This is a genomic window from Streptomyces melanogenes, from assembly GCF_014649795.1.
Lineage (GTDB): Bacteria > Actinomycetota > Actinomycetes > Streptomycetales > Streptomycetaceae > Streptomyces > Streptomyces noboritoensis.
In genome coordinates this window covers 353,926-372,745 of the sequence record NZ_BMTS01000007.1, presented here as the reverse complement: position 1 = coordinate 372,745, position 18,820 = coordinate 353,926, and the positions used below count along the sequence as shown (strand labels likewise).

Genomic DNA, 18,820 nt, shown 5'->3' with positions numbered 1-18,820 from the left:
CAAGACGATGGCGAGGGGCTTCTTGGTTCAGGTGGCTGCCGGGCCGGTCCTGACCTGGGCCGACATGTTTGTCACATACGAGACAACGCAGTTGTAGTGGTAGGTGAGGAGAATGGGGCCTGCGGTCAGTGTGCTGTCTTTCGGTGCGCTGGGCGGGACCGTGACGTTGACCTGCCACTGGGCGATTCCCCCGGCGGGGACGAGCACGCCGGTGTAGTCGGAGACGCAGTTGAGGCCTGTCCTGTCGGAGTTCAGCGTGCACGACCAGGGGCCTGGTGCGTTGCCGACGGGGGTGAGGGTGTTGTCGGCGAACGTCATGCCATGCATCGTGTCCGTATACATCGACAGGTACATCTTGCCGGTGTCGCCATACGTCGGGACGCTGTCGTGGATCACGTCCTCGGTGGGGGAGGTGTTCTTCAGGCCGATCACCACCTGGCCCGATGTGCCTGGTGCGATGACGGGGGCCGGGGTCTGCGGGTAGTCGGTCAGCGCAGAGCTGTCCTTGGCCAGTGCCGGTCCGGCGCTCAGGGCCAGTGCCGCGCCCGCCATGAGGGCGGCGGTGCACCACCTCCCGGCCCGGTGAAGCCCCCTGGGGCGAGCCGCCCGGGGGCGTCCCGCTGCGTGGGCCGCCGGCACGGCGGCCGGTCCTTGCGCATCCGTCATCATCCGCGTCCTTCCGGTCTCTGTGAAGGGCACAGTGCCAGCGTCCGTTCCCCACAGGGACCAGTACCGCGGCGCCATGGGATACCCCTACCGCTCCGGGGCCCCGCCTCATTCCCCCATCAGGCCAAAACGACACGAATAGCGTCCAGTCCTCGCGCATCGCCCCCTGGGCGGTGCACGGCCGGCATGCGCCGACGCGCTCGGGACACAGGTGACGCCGTTACATGATCCAAGTCAGACACGAGGGCGGGCTCCTGGCCGCGTCTTGTCAGGGAGGCGACTTCCGGAGCCCGCACCCACACGCTATCGATGCCCCGGCAACGACCCCCTCGGACACTCCGCCCCGACCGGGCAGGTCACCCGAACAGTGGCTCCCAATCTCGCCGGAGTGGCTCCCGATCACACCGGAGCCCACCGCCCACGGTCGAGTACATCCCCTCCACGAACGGCCCAATCCCGGCTCTCACCACCACCGGAGTCGTGGCTCTCAAATGACCCGACAAAATCACAACACCCCCACTACGACCTACCTGCGCACCCGAGAGCACTACGGCCGCGTCAAGACGGACAGGCGTGATGCTCATCGACCGGCGAAGCTGATCCGCCTGGACGATTTGCCCGGTGCGGGTGCCGGATATGGGACAGGAGGCCGGGACGAGACCCTTCGAGGCCACCGGACGGGGCCGGAGCGACGTAGAGGTTCCGCCGATCTACACACAAGTAACATTCAGGTCATGTCTCTAAGCACCAGGCTGGAAGGCTCGGCCAAAATAGGGCTAGCGCTACTGGGCGTCGCGGCCCTCTCTACCTCGCTCAACCGGGCAACACACACCGACGAGGGCGCGGCGAACTGGATCTCGTACTTCACCAATCTCTCCAACCTGCTCGGCGCCGCCGTCCTGCTGGCCGGTGGGCTGGCCCTGTTGCGCGGCACCCGCCCGGTCCCCGACCTGTTGCGCGGTGCCGCCACCCTCTATCTGGTAATCACAGGGCTGGTGTACTGGGCCCTGCTGGCTGGGACCATCGACGCGAACACGATCATCTGGGCGAACAACGTGGTGCACGGCGTCATCCCGGCCGTGTTCCTCGCCGACTGGCTCCTGCGTCCTCCGCCGCGCCGCATCCCCTGGACCCGGGCCCTGCCGTGGCTGGCCTTCCCACTGCTCTACCTCGCCTACTCGCTCCTGCGCGGGCCGCACGCGGGCTGGTACCCGTACGACTTCCTCGACCCCCGCGAGCCGGGAGGCTACGGGCACGTCGCGACCTGGTCGGCGATCATCACGTTGGCCTTCACGGGGACGGCGTCGCTGCTTGTCCTGTACGTCAACGCGCGCCACAAGAGGGGTGGAAGTGGCGGAACCGGCGTCAGCGAGCGAGAAGCCCGTGACCGGGACCTGACGACGACCTGAGAGCAGCCGGGCAGGCGGGCCCGCCCGCGAGGTCGCCACCGCCTACGGCGTCGGCCTCGAACCGTCCAACGTCGCGGCCGGCGGCAACGCCTGCCCGATACGGTTCCGCTGCGTCGGCTGCGACCACTTCCGCACCGATGTCTCCTACCTGCCGGACCTCGAACGCTATCTCTCCGACCTGCTCAACAGCCGGGAACGGCTGATGCCCACGTTCGAGGCCGACGACTGGGCCCCCTCCGAAGCCGCCCCGTCCGAAGAGGAGATCCGGCGCGTCCGGCGGCTGATCAGCCGCGTCGAAGTCGATCTGGAGGACCTGACGGAGCAGGACCGGGCCCAGATCGAGGAGGCTGTCTCCGTGGTCCGTTGCGGCCGCACCGTCATGCTCGGCATGCCCCCCCATCCGCCGGCCCAGGACGGATCCCCCGTCAGCCCAGCCTCGCTCCAAGCCCATCTCGCCCGAGCCCAGGACCACAACTCCCCCGGCGCGGGCACGGAGGTAAAACTCCGGACCAGGGGGTGCTGCCGGTCGCAGTAGTGGGCCGCGCCCTCACCGGCATCGGTGGTGTGGCGCCTTGTCGGCGCAGCGAAGGCGCACGCGGGTCATGTCCCCTGTAGTGGTGTAACGGCGGCTGGTTGATCTTCTGGCTGGGGGTAGATCGAGTCCATGCCACCCTTGGGGAGGTAGCTGCGAGGGAAGGCGATCCACTCATCGTGCATCTCGATGAGGACAGCGGTGGTGAGTCGTTCGAGGGCCGGCGGGTTGGGAAAGATCTGGACGACGTCGACGCGGCGCTTGATCTCACGGTTGACCCGCTCCAGGGGATTCGTGGACTGGATCTTCTTCCAATGTCGCTCGGGGAAGTCCGCGAACGCGGTCAGGTCGGTCTTGGCCTCCAGGAGCATCTCCCTGACCTTCGGGAACTGCCGTCCGAGCATGTCGGCGACGGTGTCGAGCTGGGAACGGACCAGCTCGGCGGTGGGCTGGGCGAAGATCGTGCGGATCGTCGCAGCCACCATCTCCCCGGAGTCCTTCGGGATCACCGAGAAGACGTTGCGCAGGAAATGAACGCGGCATCGCTGATAGGCGGCGCCGAGCATGACCTTGCGGACGGCCGCGACCAGGCCCAGGTGGTGGTCGCCGATGACCGGGCGGACCCCGTTCAGACCGCGGGCCCGCAGCGAGCGCAGGAACCCGCTCCAGAACACCTCGGTTTCGCTGTCGCCGACCATGAGCCCGAGGACTTCGCGGCCGCCGTCCTCGGTGATGCCGGTGGCGATGACCACGGCCTGGGACACGATCTGGTGCTCGACCCTGGCCTTGCAGTACGTCGCGTCGAGATAGACGTAGGGGAAGCGGATGTGGTCCAGGGGCCGAGTGCGAAAGACAGTCAGCTCTGTGTCGAGGTCGCCGCAGATCCGGGAGACCTCGGACTTGGAGATCCCGGTGTCCCCGCCCAACGCTCTGACCAGGTCATCCACGCTGCGGGTGGACACGCCGTGCACGTATGCCTCCATGATGACGGCGTAGAGGGCCTGGTCGATACGCCGTCGGCGCTCCAGCAGCGACGGGAAGAACGACCCGGTGCGGACCTTGGGGATCGCCAGGTCCAGATCCCCGGCCTGCGTGGTCAGCAGCCTCTCGCGGTGCCCGTTGCGCCAGGTCGTGCGGCTGTCGGTGTGCTCGCCGGGCTCCGCACCGATATGGGCGGTGGCCTCGGCCTCGATGAGTTCCTGCAGGATCCGCTGGGCCAGGACGCGGACCAATTCAATTCCGTCCGCCGTACGCAGTGCCTCCATGAGGCGAAGTAGGTCATGCTGGGACAAGGCCATCGCGCCACCTCTCAACGAGCGTCACTACTCGGAGAGTTGCGCGATGGCCGCCCCATGACCAGGGGCTACGCGGAGATCGCCGCTACACCACCCGGCGGGACACCACCGGAATCCCAGAGTTTGTCGGCGCTTCCGCCAACGAGGAGGGTCGGCTCCGTGGCTCGCCGAAGCGCCGCCGCCACATGATCGTTGGTCAGGATCGGAGTGAGCCAGGCTGCCGGGATGTCCCTGTCAGCTGCGATGTCGCAGGCGAGGGAGCCCAGGGACTTGCCGACGACAAGCCGACAGGCCCCCGCTTCGGCATCGACGGCCTCGGTGTCCACGGTGAACTCCGAGAACCCGTCGGGAATCTGCCACCACAACTCCTGGACCGTCCAACCGTGCTGGAGCAGGACACTGCGGGCGAAATGCAACAGCGGCCGTGCGGGCGAGTAACCGACGCCAGGAATGACGACCACGACACGATCCGGCGCACCGTCGAAGCGGGTGGGCACGGCGAACGGGGAAGGATCAGGCATGACCGCAGACTGCTAGCCGGCCGATCATGCGACGCCGGTTCCCGACAGCCGCTTCGACCACTCAAGGTGCTGCCTGACGGGCCGCTTCAACTCGCCCTGCGGAGCCAGGACACGACGCTCGATCTTCGCCGTTTGGCCACGGGTCTGGAACGCGACCGCGCCGCGTCGACGCCGCTCTGACCCTGCTCTGTCACAACGGCCGCACCGAGGGGGCCAACAGCAAGATCAGGCTGCTCAAGCGCCGGACGTATGGCCGCGCCGCGCCGGCTACGCACCCCTGCGCCAGCGCGTCCTGCTCGGCCGACCTCCACCAAGACGATCAACGCCTACGAAAATCTTGGAAGACCCTGATGCGTGACAGACCCGGTCAGGTACTGCGTTGGTCGTGGGTGTCCTGGCGGAGTTGGTCGGCGTGCCGGGTCATGGCGTCGATGCGTTCGGTGAGCTCGGCGTCCTGGGGGCGCAGGTGGGGCCGGGTGTTGGTCAGGGGACGCAGGAGGCGGGCGGTGTCGTTGTCGGCGAGGGCCTGGTTGAGGTCGCCGATGGCGCCTTGGGCGCTGGCTGGGAGGCCGGTGAGGGAGGTGATCTGGCCGGCGAGTCGGCGTAGTTCGGCTGCGTTGTCGCGGGCCCAGGCGTTGACGGTGCGGTCGGCGGCGCGTGTGTCGCGGGTGGCTTGGATGCGTTCCTCGCCGGTGCTTCCGGCGGTGCCGGGGCGTAGTCGCAGGTAGCGGCGTTCGGCGGCCTGGCGGCTGGCGACGCCGAGGGGGCCGGCGAGGTCGGCCCAGCTGGCGCCCTGGTCGCGGGCGGTTTCGATCAGGCCGCTCTCCCAGCTGGCGAGCTGCTCGCGGACCTTGCGCAGCGTCAGCAGTGCGGCCAGTGCCGGATGCGGGCCCGAGTGCGGGGCGGGCGTGTCCTGAGCCGTCGGCGCGGTCCCGGAGGGCTGCTGTGCATCCCTTACGGCCTGACGGATGGTCTCCAGTGCTGCTGCTGCGGTGAGGAAGGGGATGGGTGCGGTCGGCTCGTCGGCTGCGTTCATGGCACTCTCCATCGCTCTGTCATCCTCCAGATGACTGCTTACTTGTCATCGTTTCGATGACATGTTACAACGGAAGCACGTTGAAGCGCATTGGCAGTTCCTGCCCGAACCAACTGGAGGTGTTTCGCGATGTTGATGCGCACCGACCCGTTCCGCGAGATGGACCGGATCGTCCAGCAGCTGTCAGGCACATCGGGCACATGGTCGAAGCCGTCCGTGATGCCGATGGACGCCTACCGGCAGGGCGACGCGTACGTGATCGCCTTCGACCTCCCCGGCGTGAGCACCGAGGCGATCGACATCGACGTCGAGCGGAACATGCTCACCGTGAAGGCCGAGCGCCGGCCCACGGGGAAGTCCGACGGCGTGCAGATGGAGCTCTGCGAACGGCCCCTGGGCGTCTTCTCCCGCCAGGTCATGCTGGCCGACACCCTCGACACCGAGCACATCGAAGCCGACTACGACGCGGGTGTCCTGACCCTGCGCATCCCGATCGCCGAGCGCGCCAAGCCGCGGAAGATCACCATCGGCGGCGAGTCCGGCCGCAAGCAGATCTCCGGCTGACCAGCCCGGCACCAGCGGCGGAGGACGGGAGGGCAATCCCCCCTCCGGCACCCCGTCCTCCGCCCTCACCCCCCCTTCCCCCCGGAGGTGGCGTGATGCCGATGCGCCGGGAAGCGTTCCTGTCCCACATCCAGGAACGCGGCAGATACCAGACACTGGCCGAAGCCGAACGGGCAGCCCGCGTCGTCCTGGCCCTGCTGGGCGCGCACCTGGTCGGCAGCGTGCGGGCCGAACTCGCCGCCCGGCTCCCCGAGACATACGCCCTGATCCTCCTCAACCCGCTGCAGGCCGCAGAACCGCTCTCCCCCGAACGCTTCGTACGGGCGACAGCGGCCTGGATCGAAGGCGCCACCGAGCAGACGGCCCTGTGGGACATCGGCGCAGTCCTCTCCACCGTCGCCGCGGCCGCGGGCGCCAGCCTCACCCGCGAGGTCCTGCTCCAGCTCCCGCACGGCTACGACCTCCTGTTCGGCGAGCCTCAACCCACCTGAGCGACGCCGGCCGGAACCCGAACCCTCGAAGAGAAAGGCAACCGCGCACCATGTACGACCAGCCTCGAGCGAACCCGCCGCGGACGGCCATGACGTTCGAGCAGATGCTGGAACGCGTGCGCTACGAAGGCGCCTACCCCACCCGCGAACGCGCCGCGGAATCCGTCCGCAACGTCCTGGCCGCACTCGGCCGACAGATCACCGGAGACGAACGCGTCGACCTCGCACGCTGCCTCCCCTTCGAGGCCGCCCTCACCCTGACCGCCCAGATCCCCGACACCGAACAGCTCACCGGCTGGGGCTTCGTCAAGGATCTGGCAACCCGCACCGGCACCACCGCGGCCACCGCCCGCTGGGACACCGGCGCCGTACTCACCGTCGTCTCCCACCTGGCCGGGCCCGACTTGCTCGCCCGCATCCTGAAGCAGCTCCCCGGCGGCTACGCCCTCCTCTTCGGCCAGGCAGAACTGCAACAGCCCCAGCACGCCGCCTGACGGGAGCCGCAGCGCCCGGGGATGCTCCGTCCCACAGCGCCAGCAGGTGAGCGCTTTCTGGCCGCCGGGCCACCGCCCCCACGCCCTTGTGGGCGGCGGCCCGGCGGCATCATGAGCTGGGCCTCGTCGTAGCCTGCGGCCCTGACTGACGCCCGCCCCTGGCTCCCTCCGAAGCCTTCGAGCTGCTGCTGGCTGGCAACCAACGCTTCAATTGCGGGCGCGCCGCAGCATCCGAACCAGGACGCCGCGCGCCGCGCCGAGACCGCACCCGGGCAGCGCCCGTTCGCCGTGCTCTTCGGCTGCTCCGACTCACGGCTGGCCGTCGAGATCTCTTCGACCGGGGACTGGGGAACTGTTCGTGGCGCGCACCGCGGGCCACGTGGCGGGGCCGGAGGTACTGGGCAGCGTTGAGTACGGGGTGAGCGTGCTGGACTGCCCGCTGGTCGTGCTGCTGGGCCACGATTCGTGCGGCGCGGTCGCGGCCGCCCGTGCCGCCCTGGGCGGAGGCGTCGGCACGACCGGGTAGGTACGCGACGTCGTCGAGCGCGTCACCCCCAGCATCCTGTCCGCCCGCGCATCCGGTCTCACCCGGGACGACGACATCCTCGCCGAGCACATACGGCACACCGTCGCCCTCCTCCTGGATGGCTCCCGCGTACTCGCCGACCAGGTCAGCACCGGACAGAGCGCCGTGGTGGGCCTGTCCTACAGCCTGGCCGACGGCAGCACCCGACTCGTCACAGCCCCGGTCTGCCATCGCAACTGGCCGCCTCGGGCCCCGCCACTTACACGGTTCAGTCGCTGGCGGTGAAGGCGATGCCGTCACGGGCGTTGGGGCCTGCCGCCGTCGGAGGCGGCGGCTGTCGGGCTCGCCGACTCGGCGGCGCGGCGGTATTCGGCGTTGATCCGCTGGGCCTCTTCGAGCTGGTCCTCGAGGATGACGATGCGGCAGGCGGCCTCGATGGGGGTGCCCTGGTCGACGAGTTCGCGGGCGCGGGCGGCGATACGGAGCTGGTAGCGGGAGTAGCGGCGGTGTCCGCCTGCGGAGCGCAGCGGGGTGATGAGGCGGGCGTCTCCGATGGCGCGGAGGAAGCCCTGGGTGGTGCCGAGTATCTCGGCGGCCCGGCCCATGGTGTAGGCCGGGTAGTCGTCGTCATCAAGTCGGTCGTAGGAGTCATCTGCCGTCATGTGCACCTCTGTCATGGAACGCGTCGAGGGACCCTGGTGCCATGCGGCACCAGGGTCCCGAAGGAACTGCTACACCATCTGCCGGCTCTCATGCCCTGCCGGCGTTCCGTGTCCGCCAGCCCGATGTCGGGGCTGCGGGGATCGCGGTTGCTTGACCGGAGACCACCTCACTATCGATGTCCTGCGGTACCCGGGCTCAAGGCTTCCGCCCGGGCGATCCTGATGGCGCTCGCTCCTCCGTTCTTCCCTCTGGGGTCAATCACTTGCTTACTGCGCGGGTCCTACTGTCCTGCGTACTGCTGGTACTGCTCACGGCGGCCCCTGACCACTGCGGGCCACCCGGTGCGGCCGTCAGTCCCGTCGCCATCCTGCAACCGCTCCGGCTCCGCAACTCCACCACCGCACCGTCCTGCAACCCGCACCTGCGGGTACCACTGCCCGGCAGTTCATCTCTGCCGGGCCCTGCGATCTCTCTGCGTTACGAGAGAAACCATACCCAGATCACTGTCAAAAATCTACTCCAGCCAACATAGATTTTCGCGTGCCGGGCGGTGAGGTAATCACACTCGAAGGAGGCTGGTGAGAGGAAGCCGTGAGCCTCCCCTACGGGAGACAGCGCTGCCGCCAGCGAGGCGCCGCGGCCCGGACACCCGCCACCAGCGCAGCACGCGACCCTCAAACCCCGGACAACGGATTCACCCGCGCGCGTCGGAGCAGGCGGCGGGCGTCCACTTCACCCGGCCGCTCACCAGGACCCCGCCCAGACCTACCCGCAGGGACGCCGGCCTGACTCCCTCACCGCCCCTCGCCATAGGGACGCAAGGGGGCAAAGGGGCGTCACCTGCGGGCTGCGCGGTGACCGAACCAGTGCCTGTCCCGGCGTGATGTGTCGGGCCGGAGCAAGTCCTCCGTTCCCTGCGCATCTACCCGCGCGCGGGCGGTGTCGCACTCGTCGATGAGGTCGTCGCGTCGCCGACCGACGGGCTCATCGAGCGCCGCGGCCACGACATCGACGCCTCCATCGCCCAGCTCGTCGCCCTGCTCGCCCGGCACGCGGTCACCAGCCGCCGGCCGGGCTGCTCCGCCGGATCAGCGGCACGCGGACGGACCCGGATCGCGAAGACGACGTCGTCGTGCTGGCCCTGCGCGTCCCCTGACAGCCCCACCCCTGGCGTCGGGCATCCCTACGATGAGCTTTCCCGTCGAGAAGTCGAACCCGGGGAGAATGACGTCGAGGCAAGCATGATGTCTGGCGTTCTGGCTTAACCGCTCAAAATCAGGGCAGACGCGAGCCGTGTCCGGCGGATTCTCCGGGCACGGATCCAAGGAGCAATCTCATGATTCTCATCCTCGGACTCGTCATTCTGATCGCCGCCCTCATCATCGGCTTGACCGGAATAGTCGGCAATACCGGAGCAGGGCACGGCCTTGGCGACGGCGGTGATTTCTCGATTTTCGGCTACCACGTCACCGGGTCGACCGGATCGCTCTTTCTGAGCGGAATCATCGTCGGAGCCGCAGCCCTCCTGGGCCTCTCCCTGATCATGATGGGCGCCCGGCGCTCGACCCGCCGCTCCGCACGGACACGCCGGGAACTCGGCACATCACGTCGTGAGGCCGCCGTCGTCGACCGCGAGCGCGACGATCTGCTCAAGCAGCGCGACGGCGCCCGCGCCGAGACCGGCACTGCGATGCCCGACGCCGGCCGCGGTCGACGCCACTGGTTCGGCCGGGCCGCACCGCGCTGACAGCCGTGGTGAACCGCCGGGACGCGGCGTGCAGGCGGATGCGGCAACCGCGTTCGTGGGCGACGAGCCTGGCGTGGAGGCGGGCGTGGAGAGACCGAGGCCTCGGCTGCGCCTGTCCGCACAGGGCTCCATCGCCCGGAAAGCCAGAACGGGGGAATCGATCTCACCACCGCCCCCTGGCCCTGGCGCCGTCCGACCAGTCAGCCTTCGACTCCCGTGGCGGCGTGAGCGGCACCCACGGGCTTCGATTCCGGTGACCCGCGCTGGCGCAGGTAGACCGAGAGGATGACCATGGCCGTCACAGCCAGGAGCTCGGACTGCCAATTCTGCAGCGTGCGGTTCCAGAACTCGGCGGACGTCACATACACAGGCCACCCGACCGGGTCCTGCAGCTGCCGCAGCTGCTCCTCGTTGAACGCGATGGTGCCGGTGACCGATTGGGCCAGCCACGACAGCACAAAGATCAGGCTCATCACCAGGCCGAGCGAACGGGAGTACACAGCCCTGCGCCAGCCGCCGGCAGCCGCCCACCGGGGCGAGTCGAAGCGCGCGTACGTGGCGACCAGCTGTTCCTCATCCGATTCCGTCCCCACCTTGTCCAGTGACTTGGACTCCGGCGATCCGCGCTGCACCAGCCACACCGTGCCCATGATGTAGAGGGAGAACTGAAGGAACTCCGACTGCCAGTTCTCCGTGACATCGACCATGAAGTCCGAGGTGAAGAGGTAGTCGACGAACGAGAGAGGATGCAGGCTCTGCGCCTTCAGGACGCTGTTGAGCTCCGCGTGGCCGGCGATGGCCTGGCCCACCAGCGTGAGCAGGAAGCCAGCACCGAACGCCAACGTCAGACCGTTGTCGCGAAGGAATCCCCGGCCGGTCGTCGCGCTCACCGGTGCATCAGCCCCACCGTGAAGGCATAGCCGAGCCCTGCGAACACTGCGATCAGGAACATCACGTACAGCACGCGTGCCTGGGACACTCAGTCCCCCTTCAACTCGCAGTGGTACGGGCGTCCCTGCCGGGGGATGCACCCGGCGGCCGTGACCTTCCAGCCGTCCGGGAAGGAGGTCGGGAAGACGCTGTCCCGCGCGAAGACCACCCTTGCCTGAGCCCCGTAGACATCGACCCGCTCCGCCGGCCCAGGCGCGGGCGGCAGCCGCAACGCGGCCAGGGCCTGGCCGCACGGCGCCTCGGCCTCCAGTTCCTCCCGCGTCGCGGGGGCGAGTACGCCACACATCCGTACGCCGTCGGAAGCCGTCAGCGCCCGCTCGAAGGAACGGGCCGCCGCCTCGGCGGCCCCGGCCCGTTCACCGACCGTGGCACACCCGGACGCGGCCAGACAGAGGGTGCCCGCCAACACCCAGCCAGTGATCCGACGCATGCGCCCGAGCATGGCCCCGAGCACGGCGACCGTCCCCGAGATCCGGCCGCGACACGCGGCACGTAGGCCGTTCGGTCTGCGCCCACCCACCACGGGTCACCCGCTGTGAAGACGTCGGCCACTCCTTGCTTCATGAGCTGCCGCTCGGGAGGTCGCGCGCCGCTCACCGCCTCGGACTCCTCGCATCCACCCGTGTGGCCGGGGTCCGGCCGCCACCTCAACAAGGCAATGCCCACACCCGCATCGACGCACCGCCTCCGGCTCAGGCGCCCCCGGCAGTGATCTCCGCGCAGCGGGTGGCCACAGCGCCGAGCGTGCCCTCCGTACGCAGCAGCCCGCGCTGGACGCGCGCCCCGTTGCCGTGCTCCCGGAGGCGGGCGATGCCCTCCCGGACGCGATCGTCGTCGCCGTGGTCGGCCAGGGCTTCGCGCACATGGGCGTAGAGCGCCTCGACCGCCCTCTCCGGGGACGTCTCGCGCATCGTCCGAGGATCGATGAGCGGGCCGTCCAGCCCCGAGCGGCCGGCGCGCCAAGCCGCCAGCCGCAGCAGGCCCGTACCGACCCTGGCCGGAGGCTGTCCGTCCCGCCAACCGCGGGCGGCGGTCTCGACCAGGCCGCGTACCAGGGCCGCCAGCAGGACCGGGGTCGACGCCTCCAGACAGACGTCCGCGACCCTGACCTCCACCGTCGGGTACGCGGCGGACAGGCGGGCGTCGAAGTACATCATCCCCTCGTCGCGCAGCACCCCGGTGTCGAGCATCGCGCGCACCTGCTCGTGATAGCGGTCGGCGGACCCGAAGACGTCCGTGGGCCCGGCCGAGGGCAGCCGGTTCCACACCCGGCTGCGGTAGCTGCCGTATCCGCTGTCCTCACCCTGCCAGAACGGCGAGTTCGCGCTCATCGCCGTCAGCACAGGCAGCCATGGGCGGATCCGATCCAGGACCGCGACGCCCTCCTCGTCCGACTCGACCGACACGTGGACGTGGCAGCCGCAGGTCAGCTGCTCCTGCGCGGTCATGCCGAACTGCTCGCCGACCCACTCGTACCGCTTGCCCGTGCTCAACGAGGGCCGGACCGGCAGCGGGGAGGTGCCGAGGGCCGCGACCAGCGCCCCGGCGGACGCAGCATGCCGGGCGGCCTCCGCCCGCCAGCGAGTGATCTCCTCCAGGAGCTCACCCATCTCCCTCACCGGTTTGGTGGCGAACTCCAACTGTTCCTGCTGCAGTTCCTTCTCGAAGGTGTGCCCCTGCGGTCCGCCGCCCTCCGTCCGCTGTCCGACCGACCAGTCCGCGGCCGCCAGCACGGCCCCCGACAGGGCCAGTGGCTCACCGCTGCGGGCGTCCACCAGCAACAGCTCCTCCTCCACGCCCACGCTTCGCATGCCGCCGCCCATCGGTCCGCCGTCCGCATCACCTCGCGTCTGCCCTGCCCCACCCCAACCATGCGGGTGCCGACCAGGGGGGTCGGGGCATCCTGCGGGTTGAGGCGCCGGGTGCGGGGCAGGCGCGCCGTCGGTGGCGGCGCTGCCCGTCCCCCGGCTCGTCGGCGGATTCGCCGGAACCGTTGTCGTCGCACAGGGGGCCAACACGACGCGAGCCGGACCGTCTCGTCTTCTCATTTCGCCGGATTCGCCGGGGCGCTCAGGACAGCAGCGCCCGCGCGCGCACCGGCCGGGCCGGTTCCTGGCCGCCGCCGCTGGGCAGGACGCGGACCTCGCTGCTGTCGCTTGTCTCGGCCCTGACGATGGTGCGATCCGCGGCTGTGCGGCCATAGTGCTGCGCCGGAAGTACCGCCGATGAGTTTCCGGCGGCTGTGCGGTCTACCCGTCAACGAAGGGAGCGCACCATGCGCAAGATCATTGTCTGCACGTTCCTGACGCTCGACGGCGTCATGCAGGCGCCGGGCGGTCCGGACGAGGACTCCGGGAGCGGCTTCAAGCACGGCGGCTGGCAGAAGCCGGTGGCCGACGACGAGGTCGGCGCGGCCATCGCCGGCTGGTACGAGCGCTCCGACGCGATGCTGCTGGGCCGCAAGACGTACGAGATCTTCGCGTCGTACTGGCCGACCGCCGATCCCGCCAACCCGTTCACCGAGCGGATGAACAGCATGCACAAGTACGTGGCGTCTCGGACCCTGACGTCCGTCGAGTGGCAGAACTCCACGCTGCTGGAGGGTGACGTCGCCGACGCCGTGCGCAGGCTGAAGGCGTCCGACGGCGGCAACATCAACGTCGTCGGCAGCGGCGACCTCGCCCAGACCCTCATGAAGGACGGACTCGTCGACGAGTACCGGCTGACCATCCACCCGGTGATCATCGGCACCGGCAAACGGCTGTTCGCCGACGGAGCGATCCCCACCTCGCTGGAGCCGGTCAGCGTCTCGACGACGAAGGGCGGCACCATCGTCGGCGTCTACCGACCGAACGGCAAACCCACCTACGACAGCTACTAGTGCCGTGCGCCAGCCCTGACACCCCGGAGCCCTGGTACGGCGAAGCCCCCGCTCACCGGCACGTTGGCGAGCGGGGACTTCGAACGTTTGGGCCACCGCTCCATCCTGTCGAGGCAGCGGATCGTCAGGGCCTGGTGGCGGGTTAGCGCCGTGGTGCTTCGCCTCGGCGCCGCGCGGTGATCCCTTCCAGCGTCGCGGTCAGGATCCGTGCCAGGCGAAGACGGAACCGGCCCACTTGAGATCAGGACTTCGCAACCTTCCGCGACCAGCCCCTTCCCACCCGGGGCCAGCCTGCCCATGCAGGGACCCCAGTCGCCCTCACGACCAGACGATCAAGCTCAGTGTAGTGAAGGGACGGGTGTCCGCCGCGGGTGCGGTGGTCTCCCCTGCCACGGTGCCCGGGTGGTGGGTGAGGTCTGTGCGCCGGTTTCCTCCTGCCCGAGATCGCCACGCTGGTCGACCGCATCAGTCGCCAATGTCCCACACGAGGCTCAAGACATCACCGCCGTTCTCCCCGCGACAGCAGTGCGGTTGCCCTGCCGCCTGGAGCAGCAGGGCAACCGCCGTGGATGGGGTCAGCGCCAGTCGAAGGAATACCGGTTGGCCACCCGGTCGAACGATGCCTCAATCCCGCGCGGAGGAAGGCTGAACTCTTCCTCGGCCCACCGGCACATCGCCACCGGGACGCCCTCCTCCTGGAAGTCCGACTCGACGTAGGACATCCGGTGGATGACTACGGTGGCAGGGGCACCCCCCACGCTGTCCGACACCTCGGAAGCGACCGCCGCGAGGCCGTCACGCAATCCCGTCTTGACGGCTTCGTCGAGTGCGGAAGCCGTTTCCTCGAAGGCGATCCACACAGGCACCTCGGGGGACACCCGTTCACCGTCCGACGGTTCGCCGTGGACAACCTGCGCGGTGAGCGAAATCCTCACGCCCCAGGGCCCTTTGAGGAGCTTGTAGACGTAGGTTCTGGATTCTGTCATCAGTCGAATTTCAGGATGAGGAAGACCGTGGACGCGAAGTAGTTCTCCGTGCCCTTGGCCGTCGGTCGGGTGATGTAGCTCAGGCCGTGGTCGGGTTTTCCGTCCCACAGGAGACTGTACTTTTCCATGAACTCCGTCGCGGCGTCGTCCGACATGAGGCCCAGGTGGGCCTGCGGGAGCGTGGCCAGGGCCACGTTGCTGACCGTGAACCGCATGATCTCGGAGCCCGGCTTGTTGGCCGCGTAGGCCACGGCTTCGGCCCGGCTTCCCCATGCGTAGACGCCGGGGCCGAAGTGCGCCCGGTGCGGCTCGGTCGGGAAGGGGTGGCCGCCGGCCCGGAGGCGCGCCGCGTCGGCCTTGTCCTGGACGGTGAAGAACTCGGTCTCGCCGCACGCGATGTCCTTCACCGCGTCCTTCGCGCCGCCGCCGCTGGCGAGCCTGGCGACCCCCTTGCCCTTGGGCGGCTTCGGCTTGTCCCGGTCGCAGTCGGGGATCTTCTTCTGCACCCGCTCGACGGCTTCCTCGACCTTCTTGAGCCGCTTCTTGGCCCCGGCGATCTTGTCGAGGAACTTGTTGATGCCCCAGATGGCCTTCGTGATCTTCGGGAGCTTGCTGCCGATCTTGAGCAGCTTGCCGGGCCCGATGTTCTGGACGATCGCCCAGAGGCACGTCGGGATGTCGGGGTCGTCGATGCAGGCCTTGATGTCCTCCAGGAAGAGCTCGACCAGGAGCTCGGCGCCGTTCTCCATCAAGTAGTCGATGAGGTCCTTGCCCGCGAGGTCCTTGGCCTCCTTGTACTGCTCGGGGGTGAGGTTGAGCTCCTTGAGCGCCTGGTCCAGTTCCGACCCCGACGCGGACACGTCATGGGCCTCCGAGGCCTTCCGGGCGGCTTCCTCGCGAGCCTTGCGCTCCTGGTCGCGCTGGTACTGCTCGGCGTTCTTGGCTGCCTCGTCGGCCTCCTTGGCGTAGGTGTCGGCGTTCTTCGCCGCCGTCTCCGCCGACTTGGCGTGTTCCTCGGCGGAGTCGGCCAGCCGGCCCGCGTCGGCGGCGTCCTTCTCCGCCTGCTTGGCCGCGCCCTGGGCGATGGCCGCCTGCTTCTCCGCCGTGGTGGCGGCGCTGTTGGCGGCGGCTGCCTCGTTCTCCGCCCGGGTGGCGGCGTCGCCGGCCCGCTGGGCCTCCGCCTCGGCAGCGGTGGCGGTGTTACGGGCCGCGTTCGCGTCCGCGTACGCGTCGTTGGCCGCCTGGCGGGCGTCCCGGGCGTCCGCTTGCGCCTGGGTGTCCGCCTGGTTGGCGCGGGCTGCGGCCGCACGGGCCTGTGCTGCCTCCTCGGCGGCCTGGGCCGCCGACTTGAGGGCGGCGGCGGAGGACCGGGCCGCGTCCGCCGACGAGCGCGCCGCGTTGGCTGCGGCCTTGAAGGCTGGTGCCACCTGGGCGTTGGCGCGGCTCGCCGCCGCTTCGGCAGCCTCGGCTGCCTTGACCGCCTCGTTCGCCTTGGCCTCGGCGGACTTGACCTGCTCCGCGCCCATCTCCAGGGCGGCCCGGGCCACCGCTGCGGCGAAGTCCGCGTCGAGGTCCTGGCCGGAGAAGGGAGCCGTCAGCTCGATGGCCGTGTTCGCCGGATCGGCGATGCCCGCGGCCGTCGAACGCGCCGACAGCGACGCCTGCACCGCGACGGTGGCCTGGATCTGCGCCATCGCCGCCTCACGGTTGGCGCCCTCCGCTTCGTCCTTCGTACGGTTGGCCGCCTGCAGGGCACCATTGGCCTCGACTGCCGCGAGACCCGCCAGGCGGGCCGCCTCGTGCGCGGCCATGCCCGCACGGGCTTCCTGGGCCGTCGCCTCGGCCGCCTTGTGGTCGGCCCGCAGGGCCGCGGCGTGCGTGGCCGACGCCTCGTAAGCGGCCTTCGTCGCGGCCTGGTTGGCGGCGGCAGCGGCGGCCTCCGCCTTGTTGGCCGCTTCGTTCGCCCGCGCGGCATGCGCGGACGCCTCGGCGGCCGCGGCCCGCGCACGGGCGGCGGCGCCCTCGGCCGCGATGGCGGCGGAGCGCGACCGCGTGGCCGCGCCGCTCGCCTCGTCGGCGGCGTTACGGGCCCGCCCGGCGGCCTGGCCCGCGGCATTGGCCGCGGTCCGCGCCTCGGTCGCGGCGGTCCGTGCGGCCTCGGCGTCCTTCGTGCCCTGGGCCGCGGCGGCGTACGCCTCGGTCGCCCTTGCCCGGGCTTCCTCGGCCTTGTGGTCGCGCTCGGCCTCGAACGCCTTGTTCCGCGCCTCGCGCGCCTTCTCCTCGTCGACGCGAGCTGCTTCGTCCGCGGTGGCGGACTTGCCCTCCTGGACAGCGGCCCGCTCCCGCGCGGCAGCGGCGTCAGCGGCGGCCGCCTGAGCCTCGGCACGCTTGGCGGCGGCCGTACGGGCCTCGGCCTCGGCCCGTGCCCGCGCCGCGGCGGCGTTGTTCCGTTCGCGTTCCGCCCGCGCACGGGCTTCCGCGGCCAGGGTGCGCTCGTGCTCGGCGATCGCCCGCTGCTCCGCGGCGATCTTCGCCTGGCGCTGCGCCTCCACGCGGGCCTCGCGGGTCTTCCTGGCGTGGTCCCAGGCTTCCTTCTCGGCCTTCTCGGCGTCGACGCGCGCCTGCCGGCTCTTCCCGGCGGCGTCGTCGGCGACCTTCGCCTGACGACCGGCCGCATCGGCCAGCTGCGCCGCGGCCTTCGCGTGCTCCTCCGCGTTCGCACGCCACTGCTTGGCCTGCTCCTCGTGCAACTCCGCCTGGTTCTTGGCCCCCAGACCTGCCGCGTCGGCGGCCGTCGCGTCCACCGCGTGCTGCGCGGTCTGCGTGGCCTTGACCGCGGCGGCCGCCGCCGACGCGATGCCCTCGGCGACCTGCGCCCACTGCGCGCCGCGCGCCAGACCGGTCTCCACCAGGACCTCGGCCTGCGTCTTCGCGCGGCCCGCGGCGACCTGGGCCTGCTTGGCCGCCTCGTCCGCGTTCTTGACCTGCCGGGCGATCTCGGCCTTGACCGGACCGTAGTCCGACGACCGCTTGCCGGCCCGGTCGGCGGCCAGCATCCGGTCGGCCTGACGTGCCTGTGCGGCCGCCGAACTCATGGCGTTCGAGGCGTTCTTGAGGGCCTTCACCGCATCGCCGTGGGCGGCGATCAGCTTCGTACGGGCCTCTGCGGCGCGCGCGGTGTTCTCCGCCAGTTTCCGCAGCTTCTCGGCGGCCTCCTGGGCCTCCTTCTGGGCCTTCTCCTCGGCGGCCCGCCGGTCGGCGTCCTTCTGCGCGGCGACCTGGTAGCCCTTCTCCAGGAACTCCGCGATGACCTTGTCGTCGTTGGAAGCCAGGGCCGCCGCAGCGGCCTTCTTTACCTCCGGGCCACCGGACGCCACCAGCATCTCGACCCGCTTGCGGTTCTCCTCCGCGCGCTTCTTGTCGTTCTGCCCGGTCTGCTTGTCCCGCTGCCGCGCGATCTCCGCGCCGAAGGCGATGAAGTCGGCCCGGTCCTGCCGCGATCCCTTCAGGACGCGGTCGATCTCCTGCTCCAGGAAGGAGCCGCCCGTGCCGCGCATCGCCTCGATCGTGCGACGGTCGGCGGCGTCCGCGGCGTCCTTCTTCTCCTTGGCGCGCTGGCGTGCCTCGGACTCGCCGTGCTCCAGGAACTCCCGGACCGCCTGCGGATCGGTGCTCTCCAGAGCCTTCTTCGCGGCCTCCCTGACCTCCTCTTCCTCGTCGAACTGCGCATAGATCTCGACCAGTTCACGGTCACGGTCGTCACTCGCCTGCTCGGCCGCGGTCCTGACGGCAGCGGCCGGTACGCCTGCCGGGCGCTGAGTCAGCGCCGACAGCGGCCGCGTCGCGGGCTGGTCGGTGGCGGCGACGGCCTGCTGCATGGTGCCGCCCAGCAGCGCCACGACGACCGCGGCGGTCACGACCTTGCTCGCCACCGCGCCGGCGGCACCGCGTCTTCTTCCGGCCCATGGCCGTAATCTGCCCATCACGGAAAATTCCTCCTGAAAAAGGGAAAAAGAAGCCCCTGCCCGCACACACGGGCAGGGGCATGGGGAACGCGA

19 protein-coding genes and 1 pseudogene are annotated in these 18,820 nt (G+C 70.0%); 8 read left to right on the top strand and 12 right to left on the bottom strand.

Annotation, left to right across the window (positions count from 1 at the left end; genetic code table 11):
• Positions 1-27: 27 nt before the first annotated feature.
• Positions 28-552 (bottom strand): hypothetical protein, encoded by a 525-nt coding sequence (locus IE252_RS18260; protein WP_190090490.1) that lies wholly within the window; start codon positions 550-552, stop codon positions 28-30.
• Between the two features lie 848 nt (positions 553-1,400).
• On the opposite strand from IE252_RS18260, the gene IE252_RS18255 reads away from it, so the two are divergent.
• Positions 1,401-2,075 carry a Pr6Pr family membrane protein gene (locus tag IE252_RS18255; protein WP_190090489.1) on the top strand — a complete coding sequence of 225 codons (675 nt, stop codon included), beginning with the start codon at positions 1,401-1,403 and terminating at the stop codon, positions 2,073-2,075.
• A 202-nt stretch (positions 2,076-2,277) separates the two neighbouring features.
• The gene (locus tag IE252_RS18250; protein ID WP_190090488.1) at positions 2,278-2,610 is read left to right on the top strand and encodes a hypothetical protein; all 333 of its coding nucleotides are present in this window, start codon (positions 2,278-2,280) and stop codon (positions 2,608-2,610) included.
• 65 nt (positions 2,611-2,675) lie between these two features.
• Here the strand turns inward: IE252_RS18250 and IE252_RS18245 are convergent, their stop codons facing one another.
• From IE252_RS18245 to IE252_RS18235, 3 genes are all read right to left on the bottom strand, one after another.
• Positions 2,676-3,905, bottom strand: a complete 1,230-nt coding sequence (locus tag IE252_RS18245; protein ID WP_190090487.1) for an IS256 family transposase — start codon at positions 3,903-3,905, stop codon at positions 2,676-2,678.
• 65 nt (positions 3,906-3,970) lie between these two features.
• Positions 3,971-4,423, bottom strand: coding sequence for an alpha/beta fold hydrolase (locus tag IE252_RS18240; protein WP_229848519.1), 453 nt, complete (start codon positions 4,421-4,423; stop codon positions 3,971-3,973).
• 367 nt (positions 4,424-4,790) lie between these two features.
• Complete coding sequence (locus IE252_RS18235) at positions 4,791-5,459, bottom strand: HSP18 transcriptional regulator (RefSeq protein WP_190090486.1); 669 nt, start codon at positions 5,457-5,459, stop codon at positions 4,791-4,793.
• 129 nt (positions 5,460-5,588) lie between these two features.
• On the opposite strand from IE252_RS18235, the gene IE252_RS18230 reads away from it, so the two are divergent.
• The 4 genes and pseudogenes from IE252_RS18230 to IE252_RS18215 all read left to right on the top strand — a co-directional run bounded on the left by IE252_RS18230 (position 5,589) and on the right by IE252_RS18215 (position 7,819).
• Positions 5,589-6,023, top strand: coding sequence for an Hsp20/alpha crystallin family protein (locus tag IE252_RS18230; RefSeq protein ID WP_190090485.1), 435 nt, complete (start codon positions 5,589-5,591; stop codon positions 6,021-6,023).
• 95 nt (positions 6,024-6,118) lie between these two features.
• Positions 6,119-6,514: a DUF2267 domain-containing protein gene (locus tag IE252_RS18225; RefSeq protein WP_190090484.1), complete on the top strand. Its 396-nt coding sequence runs from the start codon at positions 6,119-6,121 to the stop codon at positions 6,512-6,514.
• A gap of 50 nt (positions 6,515-6,564) precedes the next feature.
• Complete coding sequence (locus IE252_RS18220) at positions 6,565-7,008, top strand: DUF2267 domain-containing protein (RefSeq protein ID WP_190090483.1); 444 nt, start codon at positions 6,565-6,567, stop codon at positions 7,006-7,008.
• Positions 7,009-7,166: 158 nt separating this feature from the next.
• Positions 7,167-7,819: pseudogene (locus IE252_RS18215) on the top strand (carbonic anhydrase).
• A gap of 11 nt (positions 7,820-7,830) precedes the next feature.
• On the opposite strand, the gene IE252_RS18210 reads toward IE252_RS18215, so the two are convergent.
• Together IE252_RS18210 and IE252_RS18205 are read right to left on the bottom strand one after the other, a co-directional pair.
• On the bottom strand, positions 7,831-8,196 hold the full coding sequence (locus IE252_RS18210; protein ID WP_190090482.1) for a MerR family transcriptional regulator: 366 nt from the start codon (positions 8,194-8,196) through the stop codon (positions 7,831-7,833).
• Positions 8,197-9,119: 923 nt separating this feature from the next.
• The gene (locus IE252_RS18205; protein ID WP_190090481.1) at positions 9,120-9,362 is read right to left on the bottom strand and encodes a hypothetical protein; all 243 of its coding nucleotides are present in this window, start codon (positions 9,360-9,362) and stop codon (positions 9,120-9,122) included.
• A gap of 171 nt (positions 9,363-9,533) precedes the next feature.
• Here IE252_RS18205 and IE252_RS18200 point away from each other — a divergent pair, with 171 nt between their 5' ends.
• Entirely contained in the window at positions 9,534-9,944 is a 411-nt protein-coding gene (locus tag IE252_RS18200; protein WP_190090480.1) for a hypothetical protein, read from the top strand.
• 200 nt (positions 9,945-10,144) lie between these two features.
• Here IE252_RS18200 and IE252_RS18195 read toward each other — a convergent pair whose 3' ends face one another.
• From IE252_RS18195 to IE252_RS44275, 4 genes are all read right to left on the bottom strand, one after another.
• Positions 10,145-10,834 (bottom strand): DUF6766 family protein, encoded by a 690-nt coding sequence (locus IE252_RS18195; protein ID WP_190090479.1) that lies wholly within the window; start codon positions 10,832-10,834, stop codon positions 10,145-10,147.
• 89 nt (positions 10,835-10,923) lie between these two features.
• A complete protein-coding gene (locus IE252_RS18190; RefSeq protein ID WP_229848517.1) occupies positions 10,924-11,325 on the bottom strand; it encodes a hypothetical protein in 402 nt (133 codons plus the stop codon).
• A gap of 262 nt (positions 11,326-11,587) precedes the next feature.
• Positions 11,588-12,706, bottom strand: a complete 1,119-nt coding sequence (locus IE252_RS18185) for a glutamate--cysteine ligase (RefSeq protein ID WP_190090477.1) — start codon at positions 12,704-12,706, stop codon at positions 11,588-11,590.
• A gap of 259 nt (positions 12,707-12,965) precedes the next feature.
• A complete protein-coding gene (locus tag IE252_RS44275; protein ID WP_373298565.1) occupies positions 12,966-13,070 on the bottom strand; it encodes a DUF6296 family protein in 105 nt (34 codons plus the stop codon).
• 100 nt (positions 13,071-13,170) lie between these two features.
• On the opposite strand from IE252_RS44275, the gene IE252_RS18180 reads away from it, so the two are divergent.
• On the top strand, positions 13,171-13,776 hold the full coding sequence (locus tag IE252_RS18180) for a dihydrofolate reductase family protein (RefSeq protein ID WP_190090476.1): 606 nt from the start codon (positions 13,171-13,173) through the stop codon (positions 13,774-13,776).
• Positions 13,777-14,351: 575 nt separating this feature from the next.
• Here IE252_RS18180 and IE252_RS18175 read toward each other — a convergent pair.
• Both IE252_RS18175 and IE252_RS18170 read right to left on the bottom strand, forming a co-directional pair.
• Positions 14,352-14,762, bottom strand: a complete 411-nt coding sequence (locus IE252_RS18175; protein ID WP_190090475.1) for a hypothetical protein — start codon at positions 14,760-14,762, stop codon at positions 14,352-14,354.
• A complete protein-coding gene (locus IE252_RS18170; protein WP_190090474.1) occupies positions 14,762-18,694 on the bottom strand; it encodes a hypothetical protein in 3,933 nt (1,310 codons plus the stop codon). Before IE252_RS18170 ends, IE252_RS18175 begins: the two co-directional genes overlap by 1 nt.
• Between the last annotated feature and the right edge of the window lie 126 nt (positions 18,695-18,820).